Source organism: Frigoribacterium sp. Leaf8 (assembly GCF_001421165.1).
Classification (GTDB): domain Bacteria; phylum Actinomycetota; class Actinomycetes; order Actinomycetales; family Microbacteriaceae; genus Frigoribacterium.
Map to the genome: position 1 here is coordinate 152161 of NZ_LMKB01000001.1, position 18907 is coordinate 171067.

Genomic DNA, 18907 nt, shown 5'->3' on the forward strand with positions numbered 1-18907 from the left:
GACCCTCACGTGGGTCGATGGGGTCTGAGCGGGTTCCTGGGCCTCGGCGCCGGGCTAGCGGGTGAGGACGGCGAAGCCGCCAGGCTTGACCAGCACGACGCTGCGGCCCTGCACGTCGCGCTGCTGCACGAGGCGGCCCTGCGCGTCGTACGACGACGCCGACGTCCGACTGCCCCGCACGCCGACCGGGGTCGGCAACGGCAGCCGCGAGGTCGACGACAGCAGCTCGGTCGTCGTCGGGCGACCGTCGGCCGCCGTCCCGGCGAGCACGAGCCGCTGGACGAGCGGCCGCACGATCAGGCCGTCGACCACGGTCGCGTCGCGGCCGGCGGTCACGGTGATCGCCGTCGCTCCGGCACCGATCGGCACCGGCAGCGTCTGGGGCAGCAGAGCCCCGGAGGCGGCGGTCACGCCCTGCGCCCCGGCCTGCGTCGTCAGCGTCCCCAGGGGCACGCGTCCCGCCTTCCAGACCGACGTCGACCGCACTCCCTCGGCGGCGAGCAGGACCGGCTCGACGTGCCGCAACCCGGAGCCCGCGGGCACCGTGATCGTCGCGCTCTGCCCGGGCTCGAGCCGCAGCGCCGAGCCTCCGCCGTACTGCGACTCGCCCGTCCACGCCGAGTCGGGGGTGACGACCGTGCCCGTCGTGGGCGACGCCGTCTCGGCCTCGACCACCGTGAGGCCGTCACGCGACGTGACGCTCGTCAGCCCTCGAGCCTCGGCCGAGACGTCGGGGGCGCCGTCGAGGGCGATCATCGACAACAGGCCGTGGATCGTGCTCTCGGCACCGCTGTTGCGGTTCACCGTGCCGTCCGCCTGCACGCCGTCGAAGGTCACCCCGGTGGCCGGGTCGTAGACGGGGGTGCCCGAGCGGTTCGTGCCGAAGTACCAGCTCGCAGCGACGGCCGCGATGCGCTTCAGACCCGGGGCCCCCGCGCCGGCGCCGGCCACGGCGAGCGCCGACTGCAGCCGCGAGTCGGCTCCGTAGGCGATCTGCGTCTGGTCAACGGGCGTCGGGTACCAGGCGTTGTCGGGCCCGCTCGCGGTGAGCAGCGTGGTCGTGAACGAGGTCTGGTCGAGCACGGCCGGCTTCAGCAGGTCGGGTCGGGCGAGCACGGTCGACGCCCGGGCCAGGGCGACGGGCATCTGCGACGACCAGGCGTGCCACATCGAGCGGGACTTCGCCCAGGGCAGCACGGCTCCGTACGGCCAGGTCTGCCCGTCGCCGGACGACATCGCCGCGACGCCCTCGGCGAGCTGCGTCAGCGCGGTGCGCGAGGCCGCGTCACCCGGCACGACGGCCGAGTAGGCGCTCAGCCCGAGGACGGCCTCGGCCGAGGCGTCCGCTCCGGAGCCGATCAGCCAGGCGGGCACCTTCGCCCCGTCGGCCACGTCGTACCGACCGTAGCGGGCGAGCGTCTCGCGGTTCAGCGCCGTCACGCCGAGCTGCAGCCGCTGCTGCAGGAACGCGGCGAACTCGGGGTCGTCGTCCGCGAACGCCGCGTACCCCTCGCCGAACGCCCAGATGCTGCGGGCCAGCCAGTAGCTGTTGCCGCTGTCGGACGGGTCGGGCAGTTCGACCGGCACCGGGCTGCGGTTGAAGGTGCCGTCGGGCTGCATCCAGAGCACGACGTTGCCGGCGGCGTCACCGGTGGTCGTCTGGAAGTACGCGGTCGCCCGCAGCAGCTCGTACGCCTTCTGCCGGCTCGACTCCGAGCCGGTCTGCTTCCAGTCGCGCAGGTACACGACGGCCGTCCGTGAGACGTCGTCGCTGTTGTATGCACCCTGCCCCCAGTACCCGGTCGCGGGGTCGAGCGGACCGCCGCCCACCCGGGCGAAGGTGCCGCCGTCGCGGGCGTCGGCGTAGGTCCACGGCAGGGTGAGCGTCGGTTCCGCGCTCTGCCGGTAGGTCGAGTGCCCGGCCTCGGGCACGGGCGTCGTCCGGTCGAGCAGGAAGTCCAGGTGCGCGAGGTTCGTCAACGGTGCCACGGCCGGTGCGGCCGCCGGGACGGTCGGCGCGGCCGAGCCGGGCGGCGCGGTCGCCGGACCAGGAGGCGCGGCGGCAGCAGGCAGCGCCCCCGTCACCCCCAGCACGGTCGCCAGGGCCGCGGCCAGCGCCGCGCCCGTCCATCGTGAGTTGCGTGCGATCATCGTCGACCGCCTCCTTCTTGTCGGTGATCCGTGGGTGCCGTCGGTCCGAGGGTGTCGCCGGGCCGTGGGTGTCGTCGGTCCGTGCGCGACCTCAGGCGCGGTCGAGGCGGGCGACGCCGATCTTCGAGTCGGCCATGCCGTAGAACACGTAGGGGACGCCGTCGACGTGTTCGATCGCGGTCGGGAACACGACGTTCGGCACGATGCCGTCGCGCTCGTCGGCGGTCTCGGCCTCGAGCAGCGGCACCTCCGACCGGGTGACCACGCGCGACGGGTCGTCGGCGTCGAGGATCATCCCGCCCGCCGCGTAGTTCACGTTCTGCTGCTGGGCGAAGGCGTCGTCGATCACGCCGGTGACGCCGTGGTGCAGCAGCAGCCAGCCCTCGTCGACGCGCAGCGGGGGCGGGCCGCCGCCGATCTTCAGCTCCTCGAACGGGAACTCGGGGCCGGCGACGAACCGGTGCTGCCCCCACCGCGCCAACGCCCGCGGGTCGGCGGCGACCGCGTCGACCGGCACGTAGCTGATCCAGATCGAGTGCCGCCCGTCGGTGACGCCGGCCGGCAGCGGACTGCCCTCGCCCGGCACCGTCGCACCGATGTGCCACATCGGTCGGTGCAGCACGGCGAAGCTGCGCACGCCGTCCGGCGCGGTGACCGGCGACGGGAAGAACACGGTGTCCTTGTTGTGGAACAGTCCGAGGTCGGTGTCGAGCTCGTCGACGTACTCGAAGGTCGCGGGCCCGAGCCGGCGCCAGTCGCGCAGGTCGTCGCTCACGGCGACGGCGGTGCGCGGCCCGAGCGGTCCGTAGGCGACGTAGGTCATCACGTGCAGCCCGAGCTCCTCGATCCACGTGACGCGCGGGTCCTCGACGCCGGCGTGGGTCACGCCGCGTTCCCACCCGCGGTCGGGCGCGAGCACGACGCCCTCGCGGGTCACGCCCACGGGCACGCCGTCCTCGACGACGACCCGGGCCAGCCCGACGCGCGACACGTTGCCCGTGGCCACGAGCCGCGGCAGCAGGTAGAGCTCGCCGTCGGGCCCGCGTCCCGAACCGGGGTTGAGCACGCCCTCGGCCTCGTCGGGCGAGTCGGGGTCGGGGGTCATCACGACGCCCAGGCGGGTCAGTCGGTACGGGAAGTCAGCCATGGGAGGCCCTTTCGAGAGGCGAGAAGCGAGAGGCGGGAGGCGACGGAGGCGCGGTGCGAGGGGGGATCGCACCGCGCCTCCTGCGGTGGGGGCCGTCGGCACGACGACCCGGTCTGGGGGTGGGGAGCCGAGGAGGCGCGGCGCGCGCCGGTCGCGCAGCGCGCCTCCTCGGGTCGGGAGGCGGTCGGTCAGCCCTTCACGCTCGAGCCGACGTCGGTCGAGATGAAGTAGCGCTGGAACACGATGAACAGCAGCACGACCGGAGCGGCCAGCACGACGGCGCCCGCGAGGGTCGCGCCGAACGGGTTCGCCGCCGTCGCCGCCACGTTGCTGATGTAGTTCGCCAGCGACACGGCGAGCGGCTGCATCGACGCCTCCTTGGTGATGAGGAACGGCCAGAGGAACTCGTTCCACGGACCGATGAAGGTCAGCAGCAGGGCCGTGACCAGCGCCGGGCGCACGAGCGGCAACGCGATGTTCCACAGCAGCCGGAACTCGCCGGTGCCGTCGATGCGCGCGGCCTCGAAGAGCTCCTTCGGCAGCTGCAGGAAGTACTGCCGGAAGATGATCACCGCCGTCGAGTTGATGGCGAACGGCAGGATCATGCCCAGGTAGTTGTCGCTCAGCCCGTAGTTGCGCGCGATGAGCACGTACAGCGGGATGATCAGCAGCTGGAAGGGCACCACCTGCACGAGCAGCGCCAGCGCGAAGGTGACCCCGCGACCACGCCACTGCAGCACGGCCAGCGCGTAGCCGACCAGCACCCCGAACACGAGGGTGCAGGCGAGCACGCCGACCGTGAAGATGCCCGAGTTGAGCAGGCCGCTGAGCAGCCCGATGCGGCTGTCGATCGCGGCGTAGTTCTCGACCGTCAGGTTCGACGGGTGGGGGAACGCCCCGGCCACGGTCGGGTCGGGCTTGGTCTGCAGCGACCCGATCACCATGTAGTAGAACGGGAAGAGGAACGCCAGGGCGCCGATCGCCAGCACGACGCCGCGCAGCGTGGTCTGGGCCCGGGTCAGCGGCGGCTTCTTGCCGACCCGCAGGGGGCGGGCGGTGGTCTCGTCGGAGACGGTCATCTCAGTCCTCCTTTCCGCCGGCGAACCGGTTCTGCAGCAGGGCGATGACCAGCACGAGGATCACGAGCACGACGCCGATCGCGGCGGCCTGGTCGGGATTCCCCTGCTCGATGCCCTTCTGGTACATCAGCAGCACGGGCGAGGTCGACGCGCCGTTCGGCCCGCCTCCCCCGGTCAGCAGGTACGGCTCGGTGAAGAGGTTCGCCCCCGTGACGGTCGAGACGAGCAGCACGAGCACGGTGGCCGGACGCACGCCCGGGACGGTGACGGTGAAGAACGACCGGATCGGGCCGGCACCGTCGCTCGAGGCCGCCTCGTACAGCTCCTTGGGCACGTTCTGCAGAGCCGCGAGGTACAGCAGGATGTAGAAGCCGAGCTGCTTCCAGGTGACGAACAACGCGATCGAGGGCATGGCCCAGGCCGAGTTGATCAGCCACGACGGGGTCGGGGCCAACGGCCCGAGCACGTTGTTCACGAGACCGTCGCCGTTGAAGAGGAACAACCAGACCGCGACGACGGCGACGCTCGCCGTCAGGTACGGCACGTAGAACGCCACCCGCAGGAACCCCCGGAAGTGCGCGACCTTGTCGAGCGCCGTGGCGAGCACCATGCTCAGCACGACGGTCAGCGGCACGTTGATCACCAGGAAGACGCCGACGTTGCCGAACGAGCGGATGACCGCCGGGTCGGTGAACGCGGTGACGAAGTTGTCGAGGCCGACGAAGGGCCGCGCGACGACGGCACCGGGCGCCGTGAAGAAGTAGTCGTGGAACGCGATGTAGACCGCGTAGACCAACGGGTACGCGAACACCGCCAGCACGAACACCAGGTAGGGCGCGCTGAACAGCAGGCCGAGCGGGTGCTTGCCGAGGGGGCCGCCCCGCCGGCGCCCGCGCGGGTCGCCGTCGCGGCGACGGCCCGCCCGGTGCCCGGAGCCGGGACCCCCCGAGGAGGCGCGGTGCGCCTCCTCGGCTCGTCCGGCGGTCGGCGACGCTGCCGCCGCCTCGTGCACGGTGGACACGATCAGCCCTGCGCCGCGAGCTCGTCGATCTTGTCCGCGGCGTCCTTGAGCGACGAGTCGACGTCGCCCTTGCCGAAGATCACGCTGCTCGACCACGCGTCGCGGAAGGCCTGCAACTCGGCGACGGTGTTCGGGCCGGCCGGCACCTCGACCGTGCGGGCCGCCTGGTCGCCGAAGAGCGCGTACGAGGGGTTCGCGTCGAAGTAGTCGGAGTAGGTCGAGGCCAGGTCGGTGCGGATCGGCATCTGGCCCGTCGTCTCGAGCAGGGCGCGGTCCTGGTCGCTGCTGGTGGAGAACTTCAGGAAGTCCCACGCGGTGCCCTGGTTCTCGCAGGCCGTGTACATGCCGACGTTCTTCGCGTCGCTGAACGTGTAGGTCTCGTCGGCGCTCGTGCCGTCCTTGGTCGGGACGGGCACGGCACCCCAGTTGACGTCCTCGTAGACCGACACGGCCCACGGCCCGACGATCGACATCGCGGCCTCGCCGTCGGCGAACGAGTCGCCCGTGTACTGCTCCTGGCCGGCCAGCCCCTGCTCGTAGAGCGAGCGCCAGAAGGTCGCCACGTCCTCGCCGGCGGTGTCGGCGAAGGTCGCCTTGCCGTCCTCGACGAGGCCAGTGCCGCCGGTCTCGGCCGCGTAGAGCGGCATGAAGTCGAACTGCGACTGGAAGAACTCGCTCGTCGGCGCCGGGTGGATGGCGTACTTCGAGACGCCGGCGTCGACCAGGGTCTTCGACGTCGCGAGGAAGTCGTCGTAGGTGGAGAGGTCGGGGTTCTCGGCGTCGAGGCCGGCCTTCGTGAAGAGGTCCTTGTTGTAGAAGATCATCACCGGGTTCGACTTCCAGGGCAGCTGGTAGTACTTGCCGTCGGCGTCCTGGTACTGCTTCGCGAGGTCGCCACTGCGCTCCTCGATGTAGCTCGCGCCGTCGTCGAAGCTCGACAGGTCGACCAGGCCGCCCTGCTTCTGGAACTGCCCGACCGCGCTGGGGGCCGTGTTGTAGACGAGGCAGGGGGCGTTGCCGGCCGTGATGGCGGCACCGATGACCTCTTCGCTCGACTTGCCGGCGGGGATCTCCTGCCCCTTGACCTGCTCGTCGGGGTGGTCGGCGTTCCAGGCCTCGACCATGGCCTTGCCCCAGGTCACCTCCTGCTCGTTGTTCGAGTACCAGATGGTGATGGGGCCCTTGGCGGTGAGGGCGTCGCTCGAGGCGCCGCCGCCGCCGGAGCAGGCGGTCAGGCCGAGGGCGGCGACCAGGACGGTCGCGCCGAGGGTCGCGCGGCGGGTGAAGCGTGTGCGTCGTTGCACGGTGTTCTCCTTGGGTGGGTGGTGCTGCGGGTGTGGCTAGGGGGTGGTCTGAGGCACGGGGGCGTGCGGGTCGGTGCGGTAGAAGTACAGGTCGCGGTAGCCGACGGGGGCGTCCCAGCCCTGGGCGAAGGTCCAGCGGCCGCCGATCTGCTGCAGGCCGCCCCAGCTGAGCGACCCTCCGGACGTGAGGGCGAGCTGGTCGACCGGACGCCCGACGTCGTAGAGCGCCTGGCTCGCCGCGAAGACCCCGTCGACGTCGTGGAAGACGTCCAGCACGAGTCGGCCGTCGCCCGTGACGATCGCGGCGGCGACCTCGTGCAGGTGGCCGCCGACGCCCGACAGGTCGAGGTACGGCACGGGCTCGAAGGTCCAGTGACGCAGGTCGTCCGAGCGGCCGACGTGCAGCACGCCGTCGAAACCCTCGCTGACGAACATGAGGTAGTCCCCGTCGTCGTGGCTGCCGTTGCCGCCGCCGCTGCCGCTGCCGCCGAGGCGGACCGCGTTCCCGTGCTCGTCGCGAGGGATCACGGCGCCCTTGGCCCAGAGCCGAGTCTGCTCGTGGTCGGCGATCGGGCCGAGCTTCTGCCAGGTGACGAGGTCGTCGCTGACGGCGACCAGCAGGTCGATGCCGACCGCCTGGACGGGGTAACCGGGGCTCGGGTGCGCGACCCGCGCCTCCTCGGTGATCGGGAAGACGCCGTTGTAGAACAGCCAGAAGCGACCCTCGGCGCGGTAGACCTTGGGGTCCTCGGTGCCGAGCAGTTCGTCGTCGAGGGTGGGACGGACGACCGGGTTGGCCGGGTCGTCGACCCAGGCGGCGCCGGGTGCGGGTTCGCCGTCGGGGGTGAGGGCGAGGGTGGCGTGGCCGATGCGGCTGCCGAGGCTCTCCTTGCGGGGCGAGGCCCGGTAGAACAGGTGCAGCGTGCCGTCGTGCTCGATGAGGCTGGGGTTGTAGAGCGACTCGCTCGTCCAGCCGAGCCCGTCGGGGTCGGGCCACTGGCCGTCCAGGGTGAAGGTGAACGCCGGGTCGACGGTGAAGGGGCCGACCGCCCAGTCGGGGCGGGCCGAGTCGTAGGCGGCGGGGCTCGAGAAGGTCAGCTGCGAGAGGGCGCCGGTGAGCTCGTTGCGATGGACGAGGGCCTCGTCGAGGACCGTCCGGAGGCGCTCCCGGGTCAGCGGGACGAGGTACGGCTTCGAGGCGGCGCGCGCCGCGTCGGCGTCGGGCCCGGTGTCGGCGCGCGTCGTGTCGGGCCCGGTGTCGGCGCACGTCGTGTCGGGCCCGGTGTCGACGCGCGTCGTGTCGGGCCCGGTGTCGGCGCTCGCCTCGGTGCTCGTCGTGTCACTGGCGGTCGTCATCGGGGCACCCACTTCGTCGTGTGCGGTCTCACTCGTCTACCGAAACGTTTCGGTAGATCGAGAAGCTAGCACGTCCGCCGCCGCGCCGGAACCCCTCCCGGCGCGATCTCCCGTCCCGCACCTCCTGACCTGACGCCCGACGAGCACCCATCGGGCTCCCGCCGCAGGGCGCACCACGCTCGCGTCGTCGAACCACCTCGGAACGTGGTTCGACGACGCGAGCGTGGCGCGTCCTCGACGCCCGGGCGCCGAGCGATCTCTGAGGCAGCGCGGGGCGCCGCGGGGTCAGCGGGCGGCGGGGCCCGTCGACGCGCGGACCAGCAGCCGGGCGGGCTCGATCTCGGCGTCGGTGACGGCCTCGCCCTCGACGGCCGAGAGCAGGAGGCGCGCCGCCTCGGCCCCGATCAGCCGCGGAGCCGTCGTCAGCGTGGTCAGCCCGGGGCGCACGTACGACCCGAGATCGATGCCGTCGAACCCGGCCACGCTGACGTCGTCGGGCACGCGGACCCCGAGCCGGTCGAGCTCGGTCATGAACCCGATGGCGGCCAGGTCGTTGGCGCAGAAGACGGCGGTGGGCCGGTCGTGGACCGGTGCGTCCGGGCCGAAGAGGCGAGCGGCGGCCCGGGCGCCCCCGTCGTAGGTGAAGTCGGCCTCGACGACCGCCCCGGGCTCGTGCCCGGCTCCGACGACGGCGTCCCGCCAGGCGGCCCCGCGACGCCGCGAGTGGACGAAGCGCCCGGGCCCGGCGACGTGGGCGAACCGCCGATGACCGAGCGACACGAGGTGCTCGACGAGCTCGCCGATGCCGGCCGAGTCGTCCTGGCGCACGGCGGGCAGGGGGAAGTCCCCGGCCGGGTTGACCCCGACGGCGGGCAGGTCGAGCTCGCGGACCAGCTCGACGCGCGGGTCGTCCACCGTCAGCTCGTTCAGGACGACGCCGTCGACCCGACGTCCGGCCGCGAGCCGGCGATAGCGGTCGAGCGGTTCGTCCGCCGCCGACCCCATCTGCAGGATGAGCGCGTACCCGCGCGGGTCGAGCACCGACTCGAGCCCGCCGATGAAGCTGCCGAAGAACGGGTCGGACTCGAGCACGAACGGGTCGCGGTGCACGACGAGCCCGACGGTGAAGGCCCGCTTGGCGCTCAGGCTGCGGCCCCGGACGCTCGGCACGAAGCCGAGGTCGTCGGCGGCCTGGCGGATGCGCGCGCGGGTCTGCTCCGAGACGCCGGGGCGACCGTTGAGGGCGCTGCTGACCGAACTGATCGCGACGCCGGCCCGGGCCGCGACCTCGACGATGGTGACCCGCTCTGCCACGCCGCGCCTCCTCGTCCTCGCCGGTGCCGATGCCCGTGTGCGCCCGCTGCGCCCCCACGATGCTACTGACCCGCCGCAGCCGCCACCCTCGCGTGGACCGCCCGGCCCTAGGGTCGGGGCATGCTCATCGTCTCGCTCGTCGCGGCCTCGCTCGCCGCCCTGCTGCACCTCTACATCTTCGTGATGGAGTCCTTCCTCTGGACCACCCCCCGCGTCCGCGCGACCTTCGGCATCACCGACGACGTCCAGGCCGAGCACACGAAGCCGCTCGCCTACAACCAGGGCTTCTACAACCTGTTCCTCGCGATCGTCACGATCGTGGGCGTCGTGCTGATCGCCGCCGGAGGGGCAGGAGGCGCGGGCAGCGCCTTCGAGGCATCCCCCTCGGGCAACGCCCTGCTCGTCGCGGGCACGGGGTCGATGCTCGCCGCCGCGCTCGTCCTGCTGCTCTCGGACCGCACGAAGACCCGCGCCGCGGTCACGCAGGGGTTCCTCCCGCTCGTCGCGCTCGTCACGCTGCTCATGTCGTCGTACTGACGATCAGAGGCCGCTTTCGGGTACCGGTACCACCGTGTTGCCAACTCGCACCACTTGGGCTGTGTTTGAAGTAGAGAGTGCATCAGCAAGCCTGGCCTGGAAACGCAAGAATTCAGCCGGGAGAAGAACTGGCATATCTCTGGCGGTCCTGGCCAGTGCGAATTCAAATTCCTCGACGTTGCGGTAGACCTTAAAACTTGACTGAATGGACCGAAGGGCAACTTTCCCGTCAATCAATTTCATCCAGTCTCTAGGCCAATTAGCGGCGATACTCATTCGTGCGGCAGCAGCCTCCGATGCGTAGTCATCGGCCCGCAGACGTTGGACCTGCGACTCGTCGCGCATGTAGGCCACAGCTCTGTTGCTCGGTCCTGGCTTCCCGTTCATTGAAGGCGAGGGGTGCGCAAGTCGAACTGCCTTGAGCGCTAGATCTTCGATCACATCTTCCATGAGAGGCGCCACGGCCTGCTGGAGCCGATCGTCGAATTCCGATCGGGAGATTTCCTTGACCGCTTGCACCGCTTCAAAAAGCAGGTCGGGTTCGAGGAGGCAATTCTCAATTTCGCGAACCGACCAGACGAAGAGACCAGGCACAGCGGCCTTTTGCTTCAATTCATCATCGCTAAGCAAATCCCTGTCGCGGACGGCCAAAAATTTGAGAGATGAGCGGAGAGAACTTAGCGTTCGTGCTGCCGACTCAACCTGACGCGAACCACCCGCCTCGAGGAGGTGACATCTGCCGGACAGTTCTGGCCAGAGCTGTCGAATCAATTTTGAGTCGCCGATTCCTTCGACCACGAGAAGCAGGTCGTACTGCAACGCCTGACTTGCCTCCACCCCTAGCACCCTAAGAAGATCCAGCCGCTCCTCGTCAGCCGAAATGAAGGACACCTGGTTTGTTTGAGAATCAACGGGTGGGGCGACCGTAAGAACACTTTCTGCGGAACCTGAGGCTATAAGGCTGGGGGAATGCGTGACGACCAGAATTTGTGATCGATCGGAAAGGTCGCTTGCGACTTGGAAAAGAGCGCTCTGCAAGCTGGGATGTAGGTGTTTCTCCGGTTCGTCGAGAAGTAGAACGCCACCAGCCGAGGCCATCCTCCTAACGAAATACAGCAGAGATAACATCTCCTTTTCTCCGGAAGAGAGCTTGTCTAAGCCATGCGTTGGGCCAGCGGGAAGCTGAACAAGGACCGTCGTTGTAGCCGAATCTGATTCGTACCTAGGTCGAAGAAGCTTCTTATTGGTAGCTGATTCAAATGCATCAGCAACAATCTTGAAATCATCGACGGAGCCGATACCTTGACGCTCAGCGAGATAACCTTGGTAGTCCAACGTAAGCAAGTAGCTTCCAATATCCGGAAGCCATGCACCAGCTTGATATTCCACTTGCTGCTCATGACCCGTGCTTCTATTTTCGATCATCTGACGCCTATTGAACATGCCTAAATCTACTGATGAAGCAGTTCCCGTAGTAAATTGACGCTGCGCAGCGAGTAAATCCAAGCTTGCGAACGGGTTCTCCTCCTGAAAGCGGGGATTTTGGAGGATGATGGCTACTGGATCATAACTATTGTACTGAGATGAATTGCTCGGTCTATTAATACTTACACTTATAAGATAGCTGGACGCGACGGTAGCTTCGGAGCCGTGAACCCTCAGATGCCAGTCATTGACCGCGCTGAACTCCTCTGCCGTGAGCGTGATCCGCATCTCAACGTGAGCGTTGTCTCCCCAGGGACCAACGCGGCTCGCGCTAAGTGCCCGCTCTGTCCACAGCCCGAGGAGAGCCTCCAAGATTAGCGACTTCCCCGTTCCGTTCTTGCCGCTAAAAAAGAGCGTGGGATGTGTGTCAAGCTTGCTCGCTTCCGCTAAAGCGATCCCCCCATAGTTCTCAATTTTGAACGATGTAAGCCGCATGTGTCCCCCTAGATCAAAGTTTCGTCCACTATGGACCCTAGTTCTAAGGTGCCTTTTGGTATGGCCCTTAGGCCGCACTACCCTTGGCGACGTGACCGACGCCACCCGCGCCTCCTCCGCCCCCGACGCCGCGACGGCCGACGCCGCTCGGGCCGCTGCCCCGGCCGCCCCGACGACGCACTGGACGCTGACGCTCGTCTGCCAGGACCGACCCGGCATCGTCCACGCGATCAGCGGTGCCGTCGTGCAGGCGGGCGGCAACATCACCGAGTCGGCGCAGTTCTCGAGCCACGACACCGGCACGTTCTTCATGCGCCTGCAGGTCGAGGCCCCCGGCGAGCGCGACGCGTTCGAGGCGGCGCTGGCGCCCGTGCTCGCGCACTACGACGCGCAGGCGAAGCTCGACGTCGTCGGTCGCCCGACCCGCACGCTCGTGCTCGCGAGCAAGGCGGCGCACTGCGTCAACGACCTGCTGTTCCGGCAGCGGGCGGGTCAGCTGCCGATCGAGGTGCCGTTGATCCTGGCGAACCACGACGACCTGTCGGGGCTCGCCGAGTTCTACGGCAAGCGGTTCGAGCACCACCCGGTCACCGACCCCGAGTCGAAGGCGGCGTTCGAGGCGCGCGTGCTGCAGGTCGTCGACCGCTACGACGTCGAGCTGGTCGTGCTCGCCCGCTACATGCAGATCCTCAGCCCCGAGCTCTGCGCCGCGCTCGAGGGGCGGGCGATCAACATCCACCACTCGTTCCTGCCCGGGTTCAAGGGGGCGAACCCCTACCGCCAGGCGCACGCCCGCGGCGTGAAGCTGATCGGCGCGACGGCGCACTTCGTCACGAGCGACCTCGACGAGGGGCCGATCATCGAGCAGAACGTGGTCCGCGTCGACCACACCCGCAGCGCCCCCGAGCTGATGGCGATCGGCCAGGACGAAGAGAGCCGCACCCTGACCCAGGCCGTCCGCTGGTTCGCGGAGGACCGCGTGCTGCTCGACGGCGCCCGCACCATCGTCTTCCGCTAGCCCCGCCCGGGCACACCGGCCGTACGCTGGACGCGTGACCCCGACCGACCCCGCCCCCTCCCCCGTCCCGGCCCGCGGCGGCCCGGTCGGCCCCCTCGACGTGGTGCGGTTCGTCACGCTGATCCTCGCCTTCCTGAGCCTCGGCTTCTGGGGCTACCTCGCCTGGCCGTTCCCGTTCCCGTCGCTGGCGTTCATGATCGGCGCGCCGCTCTTCGCGATCGTCGTGTGGGGCCTGTTCCGTTCGCCACGCGCCCCGATCCCGACCGACGCCGTCGGCAAGGCCCTGGTCGAGATCGCGATCATGGGTGCCGTGGTCGCCGCCTGGGCCATGCTCGGCTACCCGGTCGTCGCCGTGGCGTTCGCCGTCTTGGCCGGCGTCACGGGCGTCCTGGCCTTCCGTCGCGAGAACGGCCGGGGGGCCCGCCGGTGACGACCACCCTGTTCTCCGACGCCCGCAAGGTCGACGCCGACGGCGTGGTCGAGGGCTTCTGGATGCTCGTCGACGGCGACGTGATCGTCGCCACCGGCGCCACGGTGCCGGGGGCGCGCGCGGCGGCCGGGGCGAGGGGCGGGGTCGACGCGACCCGCGCCTCCTCGGCGGCGTCGGGTGCACCCGACGACCCGACCGCAGGAGGCGCGGTGCCGCCCCCCGCGGACGTCACGGTCGACCTCGCGGGCGCCACGCTCACCCCGGGGCTGATCGACCTGCACACGCACGGAGGCGGCGGGCACGCCTTCGACGGCGGGCCGGACGACCTCGACGCGGGACTCGCGCTGCACCGCCGGCACGGCACGACGCGCTCGTTGGTCAGCCTCGTCGCGAACCCGGTGCCGGTGCTGTCCCGGTCGCTCGGGCTGGTCGGTGACCTGATGCGTCGTGATCCGCTCGTGCTCGGGGCACACCTCGAAGGACCGTTCCTGGCGCCCGACCGGCGGGGAGCCCACGCCCCGCACTTCCTGCTCGAACCGGACGCCGCCACGGTCGAGAGCCTCCTCGAGGCCGGCGACGGCGTCGTCCGTCAGGTCACCCTCGCCCCCGAGCTGCCCGGCGGGCTCGACGCGATCGACCGGCTCGTCAGCTCGGGCGTGGTCGCCGCCGTCGGGCACACCGAGGCCGACTTCGACCTCGCCCGCGCGGCGTTCGACCGCGGCGCGAGCCTCGTGACCCACGCGTTCAACGCCATGGCCGGCATCCACCACCGCGACCCGGGGCCGCTCGTCGCGGCGGTCGGCGACGAACGCGTGACGATCGAGCTGATCCTCGACGGCGTGCACGTGCACCCGGCCGTGGCGGACCTCGTGCTGCGCTCGGCGCCCCGGCGGGTCGCCCTCATCACCGACGCGATGGCCGCGGCCGGAGCCGCCGACGGCGACTACCGCATCGGCGAACTCGCGGTGACGGTCGAGCACGGCGTCGCCACGCTCACGGGCACGTCGACCATCGCGGGTTCGACCCTGACGCAGGACGCCGCCCTGCGCATCGCCGTCCTCCGGACCGGGCTCTCGGCCGTCGACGCCGTCGCGGCGCTGACGCTCGTGCCGGCCCGCGTGCTCGGCCTCGACGCCGGGGGCAGGCGAGCGGACATGTCCGGAGCGCAGGCCGGCGTCGAGCGCACGGCGCAGGACCCGGCGCAGGGCGCTGGGCTGGGCACGGCGCCGGGCACGGCGCAGGCCGCCGGGGCCCGACCGTCGCTCGGGCGCCTGGCCCCCGGGCACGCCGCCGACGCCGTCGCGTGGCACGACGACTGGACGGTCGCCCGGGTCTGGGCCGCCGGCCGCGAACTGCGCACCGGCTGATCCCCGACAGCCGGCCCCGCCCAGCCCCGCCCGGCCCGACACCGCCCGACACCGCCCGACACCGCCCGACACTGCACCGCGTTTCGTGCACGGCACCGCGACGAGTTGCGGTGTCGTGCACGACACGCGGTGCAGTGAGTCGGAGCCGTGGGGCGTCGGGCTCGCGGAGCGGCCCTACCCCTTCAGGTCGGGGAAGTCCGCGTCGCGCCACTCGGCCGCGGCCCGCTCGCCCGACCGGGCCAGCGCCTCCTCGCGGTCACGCAGCTCGACGCGTCGGATCTTGCCCGAGATCGTCTTCGGCAGCTCGGCGAACTCGACCCGCCGGACCCGCTCGTAGGCGGGCAACGACACCCGGGCGTGAGCCAGGACGGCCCGCGCGGTCTCGGCGTCGGGTGCCCACCCCTCGGCCAGGGTCACGTACGCCTTGACGATGTTCAGCCGGGTGTCGTCGGGTGCCGGCACGACCGCGGACTCGGCGACGGCCGGGTGCTCGATCAGCATGCTCTCGACCTCGAACGGCGAGACCTTGTAGTCCGACGACTTGAAGACGTCGTCGGTGCGGCCGACGAAGGTGATCATGCCGTCGGCGTCGCGCACCGCCACGTCGCCGGTGTGGAACAGCCCGTCGCGCATCGACGACTCGGTGCGGGCGGCGTCGCCGAGGTAGCCGGTCATCAGGTTGACGGGCCGCGTGGTGAGGTCGAGGCAGACCTCGCCCTCGTCACCGACGACACCCGTGACGGGGTCGACCAGCACGACCTCGACGCCGGGCAGGGCGCGCCCCATCGAGCCGGCCTTGATCGTGCCGCCGGGCGCGTTCGCGACGATGGCGGTCGTCTCGGTCTGCCCGTACCCGTCGCGGATGTCCAGGCCCCAGCCCTGCTGCACGCGCCCGATCACCTCGGGGTTGAGCGGTTCGCCGGCCGAGAGCGCCTCGCGCAGGGCGCTCGGTCGCGAACCCAGGGACGACTGGATCAGCATCCGCCACACGGTCGGCGGCGCACAGAACGAGGTCACCCGGGCGCGCTCGAGCTGGTCGCGGAGCTCGGCCGGGCGGAAGCGCCCGTAGTTGTAGACGAACACGGTGGCCTCGGCGGTCCACGGCGCGAAGAAGCAGCTCCAGGCGTGCTTGCCCCAGCCCGGCGACGAGATCGTCATGTGCACGTCCCCCGGCTGCACGCCGAGCCAGTACGTCGTGGTCAGGTGCCCGACGGGGTACGAGGCGTGCGAGTGGACGACCATCTTCGGCTTGCTCGTCGTGCCCGACGTGAAGTAGACGAGGCAGGCGTCCTCGGTCGCCGTCGTGACGTCGGGACGAGTCCAGGAGGCGCGGTGCGAGTCCCCGAAGGACGTCCAGCCCGCGGGGGCCTGGTCGCCCTCGGGGACGACCGCGATCCGCGTGACGGCCTCGACCCCGTCGACCCCCGCGAACGCCGGGGCGTCGGCCGCGTTGGCGATCACGTGCCGGACGAGCCCGCGGTCGATGCGGTCGGCGAGGTCGGCGCTGCCGAGCACGGTCGACGTCGGCAGGATGACCGCGCCCACCTTCATCACCGCGAGCATGGCCTCCCACAGCTCGACCTGGTTGCCGAGCATGAGCATGACGTGGTCGCCCTTGGCGACGCCGAGGTCGTGCAGCCACGCGGCGACCTGGTCGCTGCGCCGACGCATGGCGTCGAACGACACCCGCTGCTCGGAGCCGTCCTCCTCGACGATCCAGAGCGCCGTGCGGTCGTTGCCGTCGGCGACCACGTCGAACCAGTCGGTCGCCCAGTTGAAGCGGTCGCCGACGTCCGGCCAGCGGAACTCGTCGCTCGCCCGGTCGAGGTCGTGCCCGAGCCCCAGCAGGTGGTCGCGGGCCGCCCGGTAGGCGGCGGTGGCCGGGGCCTCGGCGGGTGCGGATGCGGGTGCGTCGGACATCCCGCCATCATGCACCCCCGCCCATGCCGGGCCCGGCATGCGCGAGAGCCGCTCGCCTAGGGTCGTGACATGACGAACGACGCGACCCGCGCCTCCTCATCCGCCGACACGTCCGCCCGCCGGCGGCCCGCGCTCGAGATCGCGGTGACGAGCGCCGCCGGGGCCGTCACGGCCCGCGACGGCGGAGCCGACCGGGTCGAACTCTGCAGCGCCCTCGAGCTCGGCGGCGTCACCCCGTCGCAGGGGCTGGTCGAGGCGGCCGTCGCGACGGGCGTGCCCGTGCACGCGCTGGTGCGGTGCCGGCCCGGCGGGTTCGCGTACGACGCGGACGAGCTCGACGTGATGGTGCGCGAGATCCGGGCGCTGGTGCGCTCGGGCGTGGCCGGCGTCGTCGTGGGCGCGCTGCGCGAGGACGGCTCGCTGGACGTGGACGCCCTCCGCTGGTTCGTCGAAGCCGCGCTCGACGCCGCCGCACCTCGGCACCGGGTCGCCGGACCGCAGGACGTCGCCGAGGTCCCTCCGCGCGGCGTGGGGTCTGCGCGGGTTCCCGGGGTCTCACCACTCGAGCCGCGCACGCTGGAGTCGCTCCCGCTCGAGCCGCGCACGCTCGAGCCGCGCACGCTGGAGCCGCGCCCACTGGAGATCACCGTCCACCGGGCCGTGGACCGTGCGGCGGACCCCGTCGCGGCGGTGACGGCCCTGGCGGGGCTGGGCGTCACGCGCGTGCTGACGTCGGGCGGCTCCTCCACGGTCGGGGCGGGTCTGGCGTCGGGGGTGCTGCCGCGCCTCGTCGAGGTCGCGGGCGACGTGCAGGTGATGGCCGGGGGCGGCGTTCAGCTCGGCGACGTCCCGGCGCTCGTGGCCGCGGGGGTCGACGCCGTCCACCTCTCGGCGAAGCGGGCGCGGGCCGTGCGCGCCTCCTCGTCCCGGTCGGGGACGACCGTGTCGCTCGGCACCGAGGCGTCGACCGACTCGTGGTTCGAGACCGACCACGACCTGGTCCGCGCCGCCCGTCACGCCCTCGACCAGGCCTGATCCGGCGGCCGCCGCGACGCCGACGGGGCCCGTCCCGGGATCCCGACCCGCGCCTCCTCCCCAGGGTCCCGACCCGCGCCTCCTGCCCGACTCCTGCCCACCTCGGCGACCGCCCCCGGTCGCGGGGGTGCACAGTGGAGCGATGACATCGACGTCCCTCCTCGTGATCGGCGGCACCGGGCAGATCAGCGCCTCGGTGGTGCGGCAGGCCCTGCGCGACGGCCTGGCCGTGACCGTGCTCAACCGCGGCAGCACCACGATCCGGCCCGTGCCCGCGGGCGTCGAGCAGCTCGTCGCCGACGTCCGGGACGAGGAGGCGCTGGTCGCCGCCCTGGACGGGCGTCGCTTCGACTCGGTGGCCGACTTCCTCACCTTCACGCCCGACCAGCTCGCCTCGATGCTGCGCGTGGTGGCCCCGCTCACCGACCAGTACGTCTTCATCGGTTCGGCGTCGGCCTACCAGAAGCCCCCGGTGACGCTGCCGATCACCGAGGCGACGCCGCTCTTCAACCCGTGGTGGTCGTACTCGCGCGACAAGATCGCCTGCGAGCGACTGCTGCGCGACGAGCACCTCGCCGGGCGCGTGCAGGCGACCGTGGTCCGGCCGTCACACACCTACGACGAGACGCACGTGCCGCTGCTCGGCGGCTGGACCCCGATCGAGCGCATGCGCCGCGGGGACGCGGTCGTGCTGCACGGCGACGGCACCTCGCTCTGGGCGCTGACCCACTCGAGCGACTTCGCCCGCGCGTTCGTCGGATTGCTCGGGCACCCCGGCGCCCTGGGCGAGGCGTTCCACATCATGTCGCCCGAGCTGCTCACCTGGAACATGATCGCGCGCGACCTCGCCGACGCCGCGGGGGCGTCGCTGCACGTCGTCCACCGCACGACGCAGGTCCTGACCGACGAGGTGCCCGAGTGGACGGCCGACCTCTGCGGCGACCGCAGCCACCCCGCCGTGTTCGACACGTCGAAGATCCGCGCGCTGGTGCCCGGGTGGGAGGCGCGGGTCCCCTTCGCCGAGGGAGCCCGCCAGATCGTCGCGTGGCACGACGCCGATGCCTCCCGTCGCACGGTCGACCCCTGGGTCGACGACGCCTACGAGCGGCTCGTCGCGCTCTAGCCCGGGCTCGGGTCCCGGCCCCCGGCCCGGCCCCCGGCCCCGGCCCCGGCCCGTTGGAGCTTCGGGTCGACGTCGCACCACCGTCGCGTCGTCGAACCACCCGGGGGCGTGGTTCCACGACACGGGCGTGGTGCGACCTCGGCCCCGGGCCCGGCCACCGACCCGCCGACGCACCGCCAGCTGGA

The 18907-nt window shown here is 71.3% G+C and carries 15 protein-coding genes; 6 read left to right on the forward strand and 9 right to left on the reverse strand.

Features of this window, described 5'->3' with window-relative positions:
• Positions 1-54: 54 nt before the first annotated feature.
• The 7 genes from ASL10_RS00760 to ASL10_RS00790 all read right to left on the reverse strand — a co-directional run bounded on the left by ASL10_RS00760 (position 55) and on the right by ASL10_RS00790 (position 9372).
• A complete protein-coding gene (locus tag ASL10_RS00760; protein ID WP_056043315.1) occupies positions 55-2151 on the reverse strand; it encodes a hypothetical protein in 2097 nt (698 codons plus the stop codon).
• A gap of 91 nt (positions 2152-2242) precedes the next feature.
• Positions 2243-3298, reverse strand: coding sequence for a glycosidase (locus ASL10_RS00765; RefSeq protein WP_056043318.1), 1056 nt, complete (start codon positions 3296-3298; stop codon positions 2243-2245).
• Positions 3299-3486: 188 nt separating this feature from the next.
• Positions 3487-4242 (reverse strand): carbohydrate ABC transporter permease, encoded by a 756-nt coding sequence (locus ASL10_RS00770; protein ID WP_218141852.1) that lies wholly within the window; start codon positions 4240-4242, stop codon positions 3487-3489.
• Positions 4243-4378: 136 nt separating this feature from the next.
• Positions 4379-5389: a carbohydrate ABC transporter permease gene (locus ASL10_RS00775; protein WP_056044485.1), complete on the reverse strand. Its 1011-nt coding sequence runs from the start codon at positions 5387-5389 to the stop codon at positions 4379-4381.
• A gap of 11 nt (positions 5390-5400) precedes the next feature.
• Positions 5401-6702: a sugar ABC transporter substrate-binding protein gene (locus tag ASL10_RS00780; protein ID WP_369794350.1), complete on the reverse strand. Its 1302-nt coding sequence runs from the start codon at positions 6700-6702 to the stop codon at positions 5401-5403.
• Between the two features lie 36 nt (positions 6703-6738).
• The gene (locus ASL10_RS00785; RefSeq protein WP_200922548.1) at positions 6739-8058 is read right to left on the reverse strand and encodes a hypothetical protein; all 1320 of its coding nucleotides are present in this window, start codon (positions 8056-8058) and stop codon (positions 6739-6741) included.
• Between the two features lie 285 nt (positions 8059-8343).
• Positions 8344-9372 carry a LacI family DNA-binding transcriptional regulator gene (locus ASL10_RS00790; RefSeq protein ID WP_056043320.1) on the reverse strand — a complete coding sequence of 343 codons (1029 nt, stop codon included), beginning with the start codon at positions 9370-9372 and terminating at the stop codon, positions 8344-8346.
• A 120-nt stretch (positions 9373-9492) separates the two neighbouring features.
• Between ASL10_RS00790 and ASL10_RS00795 the strand changes: the two genes are divergently transcribed.
• Complete coding sequence (locus ASL10_RS00795; protein ID WP_056043323.1) at positions 9493-9909, forward strand: DUF1304 domain-containing protein; 417 nt, start codon at positions 9493-9495, stop codon at positions 9907-9909.
• A 3-nt stretch (positions 9910-9912) separates the two neighbouring features.
• Here ASL10_RS00795 and ASL10_RS15380 read toward each other — a convergent pair whose 3' ends face one another.
• Positions 9913-11829 (reverse strand): ATP-dependent endonuclease, encoded by a 1917-nt coding sequence (locus ASL10_RS15380; RefSeq protein WP_157485170.1) that lies wholly within the window; start codon positions 11827-11829, stop codon positions 9913-9915.
• A gap of 187 nt (positions 11830-12016) precedes the next feature.
• Here ASL10_RS15380 and purU point away from each other — a divergent pair, with 187 nt between their 5' ends.
• From purU to ASL10_RS00810, 3 genes are read left to right on the forward strand one after another with little or no spacing between them, the layout of a single operon-like run.
• Positions 12017-12847, forward strand: a complete 831-nt coding sequence (purU, locus tag ASL10_RS00800) for a formyltetrahydrofolate deformylase (protein WP_056044492.1) — start codon at positions 12017-12019, stop codon at positions 12845-12847.
• 34 nt (positions 12848-12881) lie between these two features.
• The gene (locus ASL10_RS00805; protein ID WP_056043326.1) at positions 12882-13277 is read left to right on the forward strand and encodes a YrdB family protein; all 396 of its coding nucleotides are present in this window, start codon (positions 12882-12884) and stop codon (positions 13275-13277) included.
• Complete coding sequence (locus tag ASL10_RS00810) at positions 13274-14644, forward strand: N-acetylglucosamine-6-phosphate deacetylase (RefSeq protein WP_056043330.1); 1371 nt, start codon at positions 13274-13276, stop codon at positions 14642-14644. Before ASL10_RS00805 ends, ASL10_RS00810 begins: the two co-directional genes overlap by 4 nt.
• Before the next feature lie 174 nt (positions 14645-14818).
• Here ASL10_RS00810 and ASL10_RS00815 read toward each other — a convergent pair whose 3' ends face one another.
• Complete coding sequence (locus tag ASL10_RS00815) at positions 14819-16564, reverse strand: AMP-binding protein (protein WP_056043333.1); 1746 nt, start codon at positions 16562-16564, stop codon at positions 14819-14821.
• Between the two features lie 69 nt (positions 16565-16633).
• Between ASL10_RS00815 and ASL10_RS00820 the strand changes: the two genes are divergently transcribed.
• On the forward strand, positions 16634-17599 hold the full coding sequence (locus tag ASL10_RS00820) for a copper homeostasis protein CutC (protein WP_056043336.1): 966 nt from the start codon (positions 16634-16636) through the stop codon (positions 17597-17599).
• Positions 17600-17741: 142 nt separating this feature from the next.
• On the forward strand, positions 17742-18722 hold the full coding sequence (locus ASL10_RS00825) for an NAD-dependent epimerase/dehydratase family protein (RefSeq protein ID WP_056043339.1): 981 nt from the start codon (positions 17742-17744) through the stop codon (positions 18720-18722).
• Positions 18723-18907 lie beyond the last annotated feature (185 nt).